The following is a 14,611-nucleotide window of genomic DNA, read 5'->3' as shown; positions in this document are numbered from 1 at the left end:
CGATGCCCGCGTTTTGTGAACTGTGAAAGACATCACAGACGGATTTGGCAGGGTCGTGGTAACTTTATTGTGCTGTATTGTCAGTATCCTGGTCTCTGTGAGTGGCCGGGAGGCGTTGTTAAAGAGTATCTTTTCAAAGGCGCGGATGCGGTTTGCCCGCATCCGCATTTTTCTGCGTAGCTACGCATTTCTGCCCGGTTCTGAAACAGCGTCTGAACGATCTCAGCTCGACGCCATGTGTTCCCACAAGGGGCGACACATCCGGCCAACACGATCTTCGATTGCGATACAGGCATCTACGGCCATGTCCTCGCGCCAGCGCCGCGCCACAACCTGTATGTTGATCGGTTGGATGCCTTGCGGCAGGTGCGCCAGCCGGGACGGAACACTGGCCGCGGGCAGGCCAAGAAAATTCATTGCATAGGAATAAACCGCACAGCCGAGAACCTCGTGCACCCCTTCGCCGCCTTCAGTGTCACGATCGGGTTTGAAAAACGGGCGTGGCAGGAACGGGGTGAGAATCAATGGATAGTCTTCGAGAAACAGGGACCATTGACGGGCATAGTGGCTGCGTTTGGCCATGATCTGCAACAGGTCGGTTTCCAGAAACGGTGGGAACTCCTGGAAATAGACGGCAAAGATGTCCTGGATTGCCTGGGACCCGTGGGCATCCACATCGGTTTTCATCAGCGAATAGACCTCGCCCATCAGGGCACGGTACCCATCGCGCCCACAGTCAAACACATTGGGGGGTTCGATATCTTCGACCTTGTATCCGGCGTCGACCAGCGCATCGCGGGCAGTGTCCAGGGCGGCTTCGACTTCGGGGTGGAGATCGTAGCCAAAGGTGTTTTTGGTAAAGGCGACCTTGATCGGGCCATCCAACGCGCGCCCTTGCCATGGCATCGGGACGTGAAACGGGTCGCGAGGATCGGGGGCGATCATGGTGGGCATGGCGTGGTGCAGGTCGCGGGCAGACCGGGTGATCAGCCCCTGAACCGACATGGATTGCGCCAACAGGCCACGTTCGGCGGATTGAGACGGGTTCCACGCGGGGACCCGACCCAGACCGGGTTTCACCGTGACCGCGCCGTTGGCCGCGGCCGGAAACCGCAGCGATCCGCCGATGTCATTGCCATGGGCCAGCGCGCCGATCCCGGCCATGACCGCAGATCCGGCCCCACCGGAGGACCCACCGGGGGAGATATGCCGCCCCCAGGGGTTGTGCGTGCGCCCAAACAGCGGGTTGTCGGTGTCGGCGCGGAACGAGAATTCAGGCGTGTTCGTGCGCCCGATCACCACGGCTCCGGCATTTTGCAGGTTGCGCACAATGGGGGCGTCGTCAGGGGCAATCAGTTCCTTGAGCGCGACGACACCGTTCGAGGTGGCCTGCCCCTTTTGATCCACGTTGATCTTGATGGTGACGGGAACGCCGTGCAGCGGACCACAGGGTGTGCCTGCGTCCCGGCTCGCATCCAGCGCCTGTGCGCGGGCCATGGCCTCGTCACTCAGATCGACCACGACCGCGTTCAGATCGGGGTTCACCGCGTTCATGCGGTCAATGGCTGCCCCAACGCTGTCCTGTGCGCGCAGATCGCCGGATGTTGTTTGGCGCGCGATGTCGTGCGCATCCAGTTGCCAGAGATTGTCCTGTGTCATTCAATTGGCCTCCCACGGGCAGGTTAGGTCCGCGCATGGGAAAAAGCCAAGCTGTCAATTGACTGGCTGCAATCTGACGTAGGGTTAACTGTCGGGGCGCAGATATTTGCGCGCCAGCGCCACCACCCGCTCCGGGTCCGTGATCGGCGGGAACAGGGTTAATACCTTGCCCTCGGCATCCAGCAGATAGACAAAGCTGCCGTGGGTGAACACCGGACCATATTCGGGATCGACAAAGGCCAGTTCCTGTTGCACCGAAAAGGCGTCATAGGCGACCTGAAGCGCTTCGGCGCTGCCGCTGAGACCAATGAAATCCGGGTGCAGGTCCAACAGAGGACCGTCCATATTGCCGGGTTGGTCGCGATCCCGATCCACGGTGATCATGACCGGTGTCACGTCAATTCCAGCATCGGCCAGTTCATCTGTGGCCACTGCCATCATGGGCATGGCAGCGGTGCAGATACTGGGGCAATTGGCATAGCCAAAGAACAGCAATTGTCCCTTGCCGCCCGGATCTGCCTGCGTGCGGGTATTGCCATGCTGGTCGATCAGCTCATAGGCACCGCCGACGTCAAAGGGCAGGGGGGCGTTGCCCGCCCATCCCCCGGACGTCCAGGACATAGCCGCAAACACAAATGCCGCGGCCAGCCGCATCAGAACCACTCCTTGATGAATGCGGTATCTGCCTCAAGCCCCAAACCCAGATAGCCTTCGCTGGCAATCTCTTCCTTGATGCGGGGATCGCGCCGGAACCAGGGTCCCTTGCCTTTGGCGTCGGGGTTTTCCTTGGCCCAGACCTTGGTGAATTGGTTGGTTTTGGACCATTCACCGCCGTCGACGCGAACCTTTTGCACCATATAAATGTTTTTGGCGTTCAGATCCGGGTCGTCGATCAGCAATCCGTCGACTTCGACCGTCTGACCACAATAGGGGGCCAGATCCACGGCCGCCCCGCTGAATGCAGCCTGACCGTTTTTCAGGGGCAGCACCATGACATTATCGGCTGAGCGCAGCAGCCCCAGCTGGCGTTTCCCGGCCCCGCAATCGGTGGGGCAATCTCCGGTTAGTTCGCACAGCAGGTCAACGACCTTGGCCTCGAACAGGGCGGGTTGCTCGGCATAGAGGTTCCATTCCTTGGCGGTGGATCCTTCGGAGAAATCCTGTGCCAGCACGGGCGAGGCAATCAGGGCAAGGGCAAAGCTGAAATACTTCATTCTTTTGGCTCCGGAATGGCAAAGCCGGGAACCGGCCCGTAATCTTCGTGGTTCAGGTTGGTAATGTCCTGATCGCTCAACACCTTGTCCACCACCAGATAGTTGATGCCATCGCGTTCATAATGCATCCCGTCCGCTTCGATCGTATGCGAAGCCAGCCGCAGCGCCGTATCACCGCTGGCGGATTGATCGTCCTGGTCAATCTTGAGAACCATATAAACGGTGCCGTCTTCGGTCTGCAAACCCACAGGGATACCACCGGCCGAACACCAAAGGGCACAGGTGTGATGCGCCGATCCGACGACCGCATCAGGTCCCCCCATGACGCCGGAATAATAACACCAGGTGTCGATCAGTTCTCCGGTGACCTGAATGCGTGTCCCTTCGCTGGCCGCAGCCGCGAATGGAACAGAGGCAAGACAGGCCAGCGCCGCAATCAATGCTCGCATGGCTTAGGTCCTTGTTTGTCGCTGAATCATGTGTTTCAGGCTAAGGATAAACGCCGGGTCGGGCAACGCCGAGGGTATTTCATCTTGATCACGATTTGTTAGGGGCGTGTGAACCAATCAGATCCGCCAGCAGAGGGATTTGTTTTGTGGTAGGGTAGGAACGACAGCGGAGGAGTGATCATGAGCGAGAATGACAAGTCCTTTACCGGCAGCATCCCTGACACCTATGACGAATTTCTGGTGCCGCTGATCTTTGAAAGCTACGCCCGCGATCTGGCCGCGCGGGTGACGTCCACTCCGGTCAAGGATGTTCTGGAAACCGCCGCTGGCAGTGGCGTTGTGACCCGCGCGCTGGCCAAGGTGCTGGCCCCGGATGCGCGGTATCATGTGACCGATCTGAACCCGCCGATGCTGGCACGCGCCAGGTCACGCCAAACGCCGGATGACCGGATCACATGGCAGGCGACCGATGCATTGGATCTGCCGTATCCGGACGACAGCTTTGATGCGGTGTGCTGTCAGTTCGGCGTGATGTTCTTTCCCGATCGGGTCAAAGGCTATGGCGAGGCGCGCCGGGTGCTGCGCCCCGACGGACGATTTCATTTCAATGTTTGGGACACGATCGGGGCCAATGCCTTTGCCGATGTCGTGACCCAGGTGGCGGGGACCTTGCTGCCACCTGGGTCGGTGAACTTCCTGGCGCGCACGCCGCATGGGCATGGCAATCCCGACCGTATCCGGGCCGATCTGGAAGCGGCCGGGTATACCGACATCGTGATTGATCAGGTGACCGAGATCAGCACGGCCCCACATCCGTCGCATCCGGCAGTGGCCTATGTCCGAGGCACGCCGCTGTTCGGAGAAATCGCACCCCATGGCGACGCCATGGTGGACCGTGTGATCCATGCGGCGACCGAAGAGATTGCGGCGCGCTATGGTGCCGAGGACGGGTCTGTGTCGGCCCAGATCCAAGGCTATGTGATTTCGGCGGGCTGAGGGTTGAAACGGAAACAGGCCCAGGGTGCGAACCCCGGGCCTGTTTCCGTTTGATCTCAGATTACTTGGCGTAGCCCAGGCTTTGCAGGGCGACGGTGATTTCATCCAGGATCACCGGATCGTCAATGGTCGCCGGCATTTTCCAGGGGGTGCCATCAGCGATGTTGACCATGGTGCCCCGCAGTATCTTGCCCGAGCGCGTTTTGGGCAGGCGATCCACAACGATGGCCAGCTTGAAGGCGGCGACCGGGCCGATCTTTTCGCGCACCAGCTTGACCACTTCCTTGACCACATCGGCGTTGTCGCGATCCACACCCGCATTCAGACACAGGAAACCAACGGGCGATTGCCCCTTGAGCGCGTCAGCAACGCCGATCACTGCACATTCGGCGACATCCGGGTGACCGGCCAGGACCTCTTCCATCGCCCCCGTGGACAGGCGGTGGCCCGCGACGTTGATGACGTCATCGGTGCGCGCCATGATGTAGACATAACCGTCTTCATCCATCATGCCCGCATCGCCGGTTTCATAATAGCCGGGGAATGTGTTGAGATAGCTTTTCTTGAAGCGATCTTCGGCATTCCACAGATTGGGCAACGTGCCCGGTGGCAAGGGCAGCTTGATCGCGATTGCGCCCAATGTGCCGGGGGCTACGGGGTGGCCTGCATCGTCCAGAATGGTGACGTCATACCCCGGCATGGGCACTGTGGGTGATCCCAGTTTGGTCGGCAGTTCTTCGATCCCCAGCGGGTTGGCGGCAATCGCCCAGCCGGTTTCAGTCTGCCACCAATGGTCAACCACGGGCACCTGCAATTGGTCCTGCGCCCAGACGATGGTGTCGGGGTCGGCGCGTTCACCGGCCAGATAGACCTGTTTCAGGCAGCTGAGATCGTATTTCTTGACCAATTCGCCCTTGGGGTCTTCGCGTTTGACGGCGCGAAAGGCGGTCGGGGCGGTAAAGAACGACGTGACCTTGTGTTCGGAAATCACCCGCCAGAAGGTGCCCGCGTCGGGCGTGCCGACCGGCTTGCCTTCGAACACGATGGTGGTGTTTCCGTGGATCAGCGGGCCATAGCAGATATAGGAGTGGCCCACGACCCAGCCCACATCCGAGGCGGCCCAGAACACGTCTCCGGGATCGACGTTGTAAATGTTCTTCATGGTCCAGTTCAGCGCCACCAGTTGTCCGGCTGTGTGACGGATCACACCCTTGGGCTGACCGGTTGTCCCCGAGGTATAGAGAATATAGGCCGGATGGTTGCCTTCGACCGGGACACATTCGGCTGGCTCAACGCCATATTGGAACCCGTGCCAGTTGTAGTCGCGCCCTTCGATCAACTGTGCCACTTCCTGTTCGCGCTGGAAGATGACGGTAAACTCGGGCTTGTGTTCGGCCAGGTCGATGGCACCGTCCAGAAGTGGTTTGTAATGCACCACGCGGCCCGGTTCCAGACCACAGGAGGCGGCGATGATCGCCTTGGGTTTGGCATCGTCGATACGCACGGCCAGCTCGTTGGCAGCAAAGCCCCCGAACACCACCGAATGCACCGCGCCCAGACGTGCACAGGCCAGCATGGCCTCCAGCGCTTCGGGAACCATGGGCATGTAGATGATGACGACGTCGCCCTTTTTCACACCTTTGGCGCGCAGGGCCCCGGCCAGATTGGCCACCCGGTTGCGCAGCTCGACATATGAAATCTCGCGTTTGGTGTGGGTGATCGGGCTGTCATAGATGATCGCGGTCTGTTCCCCGCGTCCCTGTTCGACATGGCGGTCCACGGCGTTGTAACAGGTGTTGACCTTGGCGTCGGCGAACCACTCATACAAAGGAGCGTTTTGATCGGACAGGGCTTTGGTCGGGGCCTGGTCCCAGCTGATCTCCTTGGCGGCGTCCATCCAGAACCCTTCTGGATCGCTCTTCCAGCCATCATAAATATCTTTGTATGCCATGGCATCCTCCTCCGAATACGTTGCAACGGTGTTAGGGGAGGGATGGCCCTTGGGGCAAGGCTCATGCTGGGGGCAGCGTCAGATTACCGCAAAAATTTGCAGTTGGATGTGTCTGAGGATTGCAAATTATTGCAAATCTCAAAATATTATACCGATATTCATCCTAATTCTCAGTTTTTGCAAAATTGCAAATTCTGACGTGCAAACCGGATCAACAGATTCGCCCCCCTTCTGTGCCCGTGTCTGGGGGCGGAATCCGCCGGGTGTTCGGGCGTTTTCAAACAGAGAGCACCGTAGTGCATGATGCAACTTCCAATATCTGAAGTTTGTCGATGCACCTGTGACCGAGCTGGCGCAGGTGCGCAACACGCTCAGGGCAGAAGCCTCCGGCATGGAGGATCGGTCTCCGGTTTGGGTCGGACCACAAAAAGCGCATCCAAGAACCAGATATATGCAGCCGCCCAAGGTGTGCGGGCCTGCCGGGATGTCCAGTTTTGTGACGCATTTGTTGCTTGTTTGGACAGATTGGCGGCGGACCCGCGGGTGCTGAGGGGCCGCCCTGATGACCCGACCAAAGCGGGGCGTGGTCGGCCCTAAGCGGTTGGGATCAGAAGCAGCCTCCCGGTGGCCGCCGTGTTCAATGCCCCGAACGGGCGGCGACCCTCAGAAGCGTGGAATTCTGGATAGGTGCGGTGACGCCGCAAGGATTGCACGTCGGCCCCTTTTCCAGGTGTCTGGCATTCTCAATGTGACGGAGTCTCGGTGGGGGAGACCGGTGCGGTCGGGTCATTGGCCAGGATGATCTTGCGCTTTTTGGCGTCAGCCAGAACACGCTCTACCGTGCGTGAGCAGTCACCTTCGCATCGATATTTCTTTCCCTCGATGATGACATAGTCGTAATACTCGGTCTCTTCGTCCAGATTGTAACTGCGGGTTCGTTGCCAACTTTCAACCACGTAACGCTTGCCGTCCAACGAGAGATAGCTGGTATTGGTAAGCTGCTCGCTGATTGTGCAGGTGCACAGAAGGAGCGGAGTGAGCAGGATGATGAATCTGTAAAACATAGGAAATGCCTTTCCAAATTGCCTGAGCAATAGGAAAGACAGTACCATGTTTTGCTAGTCTGACCAAATCGGGCCGTGATCAACCGTAGTGCGCAACCGGGGTTCCGGCGATGGCTGCCATGTTCAACAACCCACGTGCGGTGATGGACGGGGACACGATATGGGCGCGGTTGCCCATGCCCATCAGGATCGGACCGACTTCGAGCCCATCAGCCCGCATCTTGAGAATGTTGCGCACCCCGGACGCGGCATCTGCGTGGGCAAAGATCAGCACATTGGCCGCCCCCTCCAGACGTGAATTGGGGAAAATCCGGTCCCGCAGCTCCGCGTCCAGAGCGGTGTCGATATTCATCTCACCTTCATAGATGAAATCGTGATTCTGACCGTCTAGGATGGTCAGCGCCCCACGCAATCGCGCGCCGGAATCGCAGTTGGTATTGCCAAATTGGGATTGGGAGCACAGGGCAATCTTGGGCTCCAGACCGAACCGTCGCACGTGACGCGCGGCCCCGATCACCGATTTGGCGATCTGTTCGGGCGTGGGTTCGATGTGCACATGCGTGTCGGCAATGAACAAAGGTCCGTCTTCGAGGATCATCATCGACAGCGCCCCATGGGGTTCATAGCTGTTTCCGCCCAGGACCTGGTTGACGTAATTCATGTGCCAGCGATATTCGCCAAAAGTACCACAGATCAGGCTGTCGGCCTCGCCGCGGTGCACCATGATGGCACCAATGGCCGTGGAATTGGTGCGCATGATCGCCTTGGCCAGATCTGGCGTCACGCCGTTGCGCTGCATCAGGCGGTGGTAGCTGGTCCAATAGTCATAGTAACGGGGGTCGTTTTCCGGATTGACGATCTGGAATTCACGCCCGGGTCGAATGTCCAGGCCCAACCGTTCACACCGGGTCTCGATGACTTCGGGGCGACCGATCAGGATTGGGGTTTCGGTGGTTTCCTCCAGAATGGCCTGGGCGGCGCGCAAAACGCGTTCGTCTTCGCCCTCGGAGAATACAATTCGGCGGCTGGCCGCGCGGGCGGCGTCAAATACCGGCCGCATCAACAGTGCGGATTTGAACACGCTCTGGTTCAGTTTTTGCCGGTAGGCGTCCAGATCGTCAATTGGACGGGTGGCGACACCGCTGTCCATTGCGGCCTGAGCCACAGCCGAAGACACAACCCCCACCAGGCGCGGGTCAAACGGTTTCGGGATCAGATAGTCGACGCCAAAAGTCAGCTGTTCGCCCTTATAGGCGGCGGCGGCTTCGGCGGATGTGGTGGCGCGGGCCATTTCGGCAATGCCATCGACACAGGCGATCTGCATCTGGTCGTTGATTTCGGTGGCCCCGACATCCAACGCGCCCCGAAAGATAAAAGGAAAGCACAGGACATTGTTGACCTGATTGGGGAAATCGCTGCGCCCGGTGGCGATGATGGCATCCGGGGCGACCTTGCGCGCCTCGTCGGGCATGATTTCCGGATTTGGGTTGGCAAGCGCAAAGATGATCGGGCGTTTGGTCATCTTGGCGACCATGTCCGGCTTTAGCACGTTGGGACCTGACAGCCCCAGGAACAGGTCGGCCCCGTCGATGACCTCATCCAGTGTGCGCAGGTCCGATTCCTGGGCAAAGGCCGCCTTTTGCGGATTCATGTCTTCGGTCCGGCCCTGATAAACCAACCCGTGAATGTCACACAGCCAGACGTTTTCCCGTTTCACACCCAGTTTCAGCAGCATGTTGAGACAGGCAATCCCCGCCGCGCCGCCACCGGTCGACACGATCTTGATATCCTCAAACGATTTCCCGGCGACATGCAGCGCGTTCTTGGCTGCGGCCCCCACGACGATGGCGGTGCCGTGTTGGTCGTCGTGAAACACCGGGATATTCATCCGCTCGCGGCACAGCTTTTCAACGATGAAACAATCTGGAGCTTTGATGTCTTCGAGGTTGATGGCCCCAAAGGTAGGTTCCAGCGCACAGACAATATCGGCCAGCTTTTCCGGGTCGCTTTCGTTCACCTCGATGTCAAAACAGTCGATATTGGCGAATTTCTTGAACAGGACGGCCTTGCCTTCCATCACCGGTTTAGAAGCCAGCGCGCCAATATTGCCCAGCCCCAGAACAGCGGTGCCGTTGGAAACAACCGCCACCAGATTGCCCCGCGCGGTATAGCGGGCCGCATTGGCCGGATCGTCCTTGATTTCGGTGCAGGCTTCGGCAACGCCCGGGGAATAGGCGCGGGACAGGTCACGACCATTGGCCATCGGTTTGGTCGCGCGAATCTCCAACTTACCCGGTTTTGGGTATTCGTGGTAAAACAGCGCGGCCTGGCGCAGGCTCTGATTGTCGGACATATCTCACTCCTCAAAATATAGTTTAGCATTAAACCATTCCTGACGTCGGGGAAATAGTTCATTTTTGGAAACGGTGTCGCAGGCAGCTTGTTGCAAATTTTTGACCATTTGGTCACTCTCGCGAAAAATACTGGGAGTGTTCATGTCTGATACGATTGCCGAAATGCGGCTGCCCACGCAGGAGTTGCGTGACGATATTCCGTTTTATACCAAAACCCTCGGGATGCGGATGGACATGATTTATCCGGCCGATAACCCGTCGATCGCTGTGTTTTCGGGTCACGGACTGCGGTTGCGGATTGAAAAAGACGCAGCCGAACAGCCGGGTACACTGCGCATCCTGACCGATGACCCGGATGGATTCGCCGATGGAGCACGGGTGCTGACCGCCCCCAATGGCACCCGGGTCGAAATCGAAGAGCGCAACCCACCGCTGGTCATGCCCACGACCCAGCATTCCTTTGTGGTGCGCCGATTGGCCGACCAGGCCCCCTGGATCATCGGGCGGGCAGGTATGCATTACCGCGATCTGGTGCCTTCGCGGTTGGGCGGGTCGATCATCGCCAGCCACATTCGCATTCCTGACGGCGGACCCGTGCCGGATATGGTGCATTTCCACAAGGTCGGGTTTCAGTTGATCTTTTGCATCCATGGCTGGGTTGATGTGGTGTACGAGGATCAGGGCGAAAAGATGCGCCTGACACCGGGCGATTGTTTCATCCAACCCCCGGAGATCCGTCACCGGGTGTTGGAGGCAAGCGACGATTTGCAAGTGATTGAAATTGGCGTTCCGGCGGATCATGTCACCGAAATCGACCACGATATGACTCTGCCGACCCCGCATCATCGCCCAGATCGGGAATGGGATGGTCAGCGCTTTGTCTATAACCAGGCGGCCAGCGCGGACTGGGTGGATTTCCGGCTGCCGGGTTTTGTCTGCCGTGACACCACGATCAATGCCAACACCCATGGTGTGGCCAGCGTTCAGGTGGTGCGGCGCGGTTTGGGGGACAGCCCCTGGGCCAGCCATGACACTGATATTTTGTTTACCTTTGTCATGAACGGTCGTGTGACCTTGCATGGGGAAGGGCGCGACCCCTATGATCTGGAAGCAGGGGATGCCTATGTCATCCCACCCGGCATGAAAACCCGTCTGGTCGCCCCGTCCGACGACGTGGAACTGTTGGAAGTCAGCCTGCCCGGAACCTTCACAACCAATCTGGAGCCCACATGAGCCTCAAAGACGCCGCCGCTGCCGTTCGTGAAAACGCCCACGCGCCGTATTCCAACTTCAAGGTGGGCGCGGCGATCCGCGCGACCTCGGGAACGGTCTATGTGGGATGTAACGTGGAAAACGTCGCCTATCCGGAAGGCACCTGTGCCGAAGCCGGGGCGATTGCCGCCATGGTCGCATCAGGAGAGACTGAGATTGCCGAGGTCTATGTAATCGCCGACAGCCCCTCTCCGGTGCCGCCCTGTGGTGGGTGTCGCCAGAAGCTGGCCGAGTTTGGCGCAGGCAATGTACCGGTTACGCTGGGCACCACCGATGGCCCGGAACAGGCGACGACCATCGCCGACCTGTTGCCCGGGGCCTTTGGGGTCGACCATATGGATCGGAGCTGAGCCTTTTGGATGCACGTGCGATCATCGCCCGCCTGCGGCGCAAGGAAACCCCGTCCGCGGACGAACTGACCTGGTTTGCCCAGGGGCTGGCAGATGGCGCGGTCAGTGACGCCCAGGCCGGGGCTTTTGCCATGGCGGTCTGTCTGAATGGGCTGGGCGAAGCAGGACGGCGCGCGCTGACGCTGGCAATGCGCGACAGCGGCGATGTGTTGACCTGGGATTTGCCGGGCCCGGTGGTCGATAAACACTCCACGGGTGGGGTGGGGGATTGCACCTCTTTGCTTGTCGCGCCGGCGTTGGCCGAATGCGGAGCCTATGTGCCGATGATCTCCGGACGCGGATTGGGTCATACCGGAGGGACATTGGACAAGATGGAGGCCATCCCCGGTGTGACGACCCAGATTTCCGAAGAGCGGTTGGCCGCCGTTGTGGGCGAAGTGGGCTGTGCCATTGTCGGCGCAACCGGGCAGATCGCGCCTGCGGACAAGCGGCTGTATGCGGTGCGCGATGTGACCGCAACCGTCGAAAGCCTGGATCTGATCACGGCCTCGATCCTGAGCAAAAAGCTCGCTGCGGCTCCGCAGGCATTGGTGATGGATGTCAAATGCGGCTCGGGGGCCTTTATGAAAACTGCAGATGACGCCCGCGCTCTGGCGCGGTCCCTGGTGGGTACGGCCAATGCGGCCGGATGCAAAACCTCTGCGCTGATCACCGACATGAACCAACCGCTGGCCCCGGCTCTGGGCAATGCGCTGGAGGTGGATGCGGTGATGGAGGCCCTGACGGGCACCGCAGGTGGCCCATTGATCGAAGCAACCGTGTCCCTGGGCGGGCAGGTGCTGTTTGACGGTGGGTTGGCCGACAGCGTTGATGCGGGAGAGGCACAGATTCGTACCGTGCTGGCGCAGGGGCGCGCCGCTGAACGATTTGGTCGGATGATCTATGCCATCGGCGGCCCCTTGGAGTTCGTCGACAACTGGCGCCGTTTTCTGCCCGAAGCCAGTGTGATCCGCGAAGTCCTGGCGCGCGAGACCGGATATGTCACCGCCATCGACGGCGAGGCACTGGGATTGTCTGTTGTGCATCTGGGCGGAGGGCGCCTGGTGGAAAGCGATGTGGTTGATCCTGCGGTTGGTCTGTCTTCGGTCGTGCGGCTGGGGCAAAAAATACACAAAGGCGATCCGTTGGCCGTCATCCATGCCAACCGCGAAGAGGCCGCCGTTCTGGCGGAACGTGCCGTGCGTGGTGCCATTGAATTGGGCGATATGTCAGCGACATTGCCCGATCTGATCCACGAAAGGATTGTCTGATGGCGCGTGCGTTTTTGGTGGTGATGGATTCAGTGGGTATCGGCGGGGCGCCGGACGCCAGTTCATTCTACAACGGCGATCTGCCGGACCTTGGGGCAAATACGCTGGCCCATATTGCGCAGGCCTGCGCCGCAGGGCGGGCCGAAACCGGGCGAACGGGGCCGCTGCATGTGCCCAATATGGACCGGTTGGGGTTGGGGGCGGCCATGCGTCTTGCTTCGGCTGTGCCGTTTCCGGGGCTGGACTCGGCTCCACAGGGGCGGTGGGGATGTGCTGCTGAAATCAGCAGGGGCAAGGACACCCCATCGGGTCATTGGGAGCTGGCCGGGGTCCCGGTGCCCTGGGACTGGCATTTCTTTCCCGACACGCAACCGGCCTTCCCACCCGAGCTGAGCAACTATGTTGCGGAGCAGGCCGGGACGCAGGGCATTCTGGGTGATCGGCACGCACCGGGCACCGCGATCATCGACGCGTTGGGCGGCGAACATATGCGCAGTGGCTGGCCGATTTGCTATACCTCGGCTGACAGCGTGTTCCAGATCGCCGCCCATGAGGAGACTTTTGGTCTGGATCGCCTGCTGGACCTGTGCCGGGCCATTGCGCCCCGGCTGCATGCGATGAAAGTGGGTCGAGTGATCGCGCGCCCCTTTGTCGGCAATCCGCAGGACGGGTTCAACCGTACGCCCAACCGACGCGATTTCGCCATACTCCCGCCGTCGCCTGTGCTGAACAATTGGGTGCAGGAGGCAGGAGGCACAGTTCATGCAATTGGCAAGATCGGAGATATCTTTTCGATGCAAGGCATCGACACATTGGACAAAGGCCCCGATGCCCAGCTGATGCAGCACCTGTCGGACCGGGTCCAGAACGCCGAGGACGGCAGCCTGACATTTGCCAATTTTGTCGAATTCGACAGCCTGTATGGTCATCGTCGTGACATTGCAGGATACGCCCGGGCGCTCGAGTGGTTCGATACTCAGTTGGGTTCAATTTTGCCGCGATTGCGGGACGGCGATATTCTGGTGTTGACGGCCGATCACGGCAATGATCCCAGCTGGCCCGGGACGGATCACACCCGCGAACAGGTGCCGGTGCTGGTGTCCGGCCGCGGAGCCGGACCGCTGGGGCAGGTTGCCTTTGCCGACATCGCGGCCTCGATCGCGGCGCATCTGGGGGTTGCGGCCCAGGGTCCGGGGCGCAGTTTTCTTTGACCGGACAGTCAAAACTGCCTTGCCCCTGGTCCCCTGGCCCCGTTAAATCAAATGAACTGCATTTTGGAGACCTCCCATGTCCGAACATCTGACCGTCGTCGACCACCCGTTGGTCCAGCACAAACTGACCCTGATGCGGGACAAGGGCACGTCGACCGCCGGGTTCCGCCGCCTGCTGCGCGAACTGACCCAGCTGTTGGCCTATGAGGTCACCCGCGAAATGCCGCTGACCACCACCAATGTCGAAACCCCGATGGAAGAGATGCAGGCACCGATCCTGGCGGGCAAGAAGCTGGCGTTGGTGTCGATCCTGCGGGCAGGTAACGGCATGTTGGACGGGGTTCTGGAGCTGATCCCATCGGCGCGCGTTGGATTTGTTGGTCTCTATCGGGACGAAGAGACGCTGAAGCCGGTTCAGTATTATTTCAAGGCACCCGAAGGATTGCAGGATCGTCTGGTGATTGCAGTCGATCCGATGCTGGCCACAGGCAACAGTTCGGCTGCCGCGATTGACCTGCTGAAACAGGCCGGTGCCAACAATATCCGCTTTCTCTGCCTGCTGGCCGCCCCCGAAGGTGTGGCCCGCATGAAGGAAGCGCATCCGGATGTGCCGATCGTCACCGCATCATTGGATCGCGAGCTGAACGACAAGGGATATATCATGCCCGGACTGGGAGATGCGGGAGACCGGATGTTCGGCACCAAGTAACATCCTCGCTCTTCACGAAAATTTGGGCAGAGTATTTGCGCTCTGCCCGCTGTTCGAGGTGGATTTCACGGA

13 protein-coding genes are annotated in these 14,611 nt (G+C 59.8%); 6 read left to right on the top strand and 7 right to left on the bottom strand.

Annotated features, from left to right (window positions below; genetic code table 11):
* Positions 1–222 precede the first annotated feature (222 nt).
* From QEZ52_RS15560 to QEZ52_RS15545, 4 genes are all read right to left on the bottom strand, one after another.
* A complete protein-coding gene (locus tag QEZ52_RS15560; RefSeq protein ID WP_406645354.1) occupies positions 223–1,659 on the bottom strand; it encodes an amidase family protein in 1,437 nt (478 codons plus the stop codon).
* Positions 1,660–1,743: 84 nt separating this feature from the next.
* The gene (locus QEZ52_RS15555) at positions 1,744–2,313 is read right to left on the bottom strand and encodes an SCO family protein (protein WP_406645353.1); all 570 of its coding nucleotides are present in this window, start codon (positions 2,311–2,313) and stop codon (positions 1,744–1,746) included.
* The gene (locus QEZ52_RS15550) at positions 2,313–2,873 is read right to left on the bottom strand and encodes a hypothetical protein (protein ID WP_406645352.1); all 561 of its coding nucleotides are present in this window, start codon (positions 2,871–2,873) and stop codon (positions 2,313–2,315) included. Before QEZ52_RS15550 ends, QEZ52_RS15555 begins: the two co-directional genes overlap by 1 nt.
* Entirely contained in the window at positions 2,870–3,322 is a 453-nt protein-coding gene (locus QEZ52_RS15545) for a hypothetical protein (protein ID WP_406645351.1), read from the bottom strand. Before QEZ52_RS15545 ends, QEZ52_RS15550 begins: the two co-directional genes overlap by 4 nt.
* A gap of 180 nt (positions 3,323–3,502) precedes the next feature.
* Here QEZ52_RS15545 and QEZ52_RS15540 point away from each other — a divergent pair, with 180 nt between their 5' ends.
* Positions 3,503–4,318 carry a class I SAM-dependent methyltransferase gene (locus QEZ52_RS15540; protein WP_406645350.1) on the top strand — a complete coding sequence of 272 codons (816 nt, stop codon included), beginning with the start codon at positions 3,503–3,505 and terminating at the stop codon, positions 4,316–4,318.
* Between the two features lie 61 nt (positions 4,319–4,379).
* Here the strand turns inward: QEZ52_RS15540 and prpE are convergent, their stop codons facing one another.
* The 3 genes from prpE to QEZ52_RS15525 all read right to left on the bottom strand — a co-directional run bounded on the left by prpE (position 4,380) and on the right by QEZ52_RS15525 (position 9,686).
* A complete protein-coding gene (gene prpE, locus QEZ52_RS15535) occupies positions 4,380–6,269 on the bottom strand; it encodes a propionate-CoA ligase PrpE (protein ID WP_406645349.1) in 1,890 nt (629 codons plus the stop codon).
* Between the two features lie 743 nt (positions 6,270–7,012).
* Positions 7,013–7,333, bottom strand: a complete 321-nt coding sequence (locus tag QEZ52_RS15530; RefSeq protein WP_406645348.1) for a hypothetical protein — start codon at positions 7,331–7,333, stop codon at positions 7,013–7,015.
* A gap of 79 nt (positions 7,334–7,412) precedes the next feature.
* Positions 7,413–9,686, bottom strand: a complete 2,274-nt coding sequence (locus QEZ52_RS15525; protein ID WP_406645347.1) for an NADP-dependent malic enzyme — start codon at positions 9,684–9,686, stop codon at positions 7,413–7,415.
* Positions 9,687–9,828: 142 nt separating this feature from the next.
* On the opposite strand from QEZ52_RS15525, the gene QEZ52_RS15520 reads away from it, so the two are divergent.
* From QEZ52_RS15520 to upp, 5 genes are all read left to right on the top strand, one after another.
* Positions 9,829–10,920, top strand: a complete 1,092-nt coding sequence (locus tag QEZ52_RS15520) for a cupin domain-containing protein (RefSeq protein WP_406645346.1) — start codon at positions 9,829–9,831, stop codon at positions 10,918–10,920.
* Complete coding sequence (locus tag QEZ52_RS15515; protein ID WP_406645345.1) at positions 10,917–11,309, top strand: cytidine deaminase; 393 nt, start codon at positions 10,917–10,919, stop codon at positions 11,307–11,309. Before QEZ52_RS15520 ends, QEZ52_RS15515 begins: the two co-directional genes overlap by 4 nt.
* Before the next feature lie 5 nt (positions 11,310–11,314).
* Positions 11,315–12,619 carry a thymidine phosphorylase gene (locus QEZ52_RS15510; RefSeq protein WP_406645344.1) on the top strand — a complete coding sequence of 435 codons (1,305 nt, stop codon included), beginning with the start codon at positions 11,315–11,317 and terminating at the stop codon, positions 12,617–12,619.
* Positions 12,619–13,830 carry a phosphopentomutase gene (locus QEZ52_RS15505; protein ID WP_406645343.1) on the top strand — a complete coding sequence of 404 codons (1,212 nt, stop codon included), beginning with the start codon at positions 12,619–12,621 and terminating at the stop codon, positions 13,828–13,830. Before QEZ52_RS15510 ends, QEZ52_RS15505 begins: the two co-directional genes overlap by 1 nt.
* 76 nt (positions 13,831–13,906) lie before the next feature.
* Positions 13,907–14,539, top strand: coding sequence for a uracil phosphoribosyltransferase (upp, locus tag QEZ52_RS15500; RefSeq protein ID WP_406645342.1), 633 nt, complete (start codon positions 13,907–13,909; stop codon positions 14,537–14,539).
* The last annotated feature ends 72 nt before the right edge of the window (positions 14,540–14,611 follow it).

It is taken from the genome of Aliisedimentitalea scapharcae (genome assembly GCF_045277565.1).
In the GTDB taxonomy this organism is placed as follows: Bacteria; Pseudomonadota; Alphaproteobacteria; order Rhodobacterales; family Rhodobacteraceae; genus Aliisedimentitalea; species Aliisedimentitalea scapharcae.
This window is presented reverse-complemented; position numbering and strand designations above follow the sequence as displayed.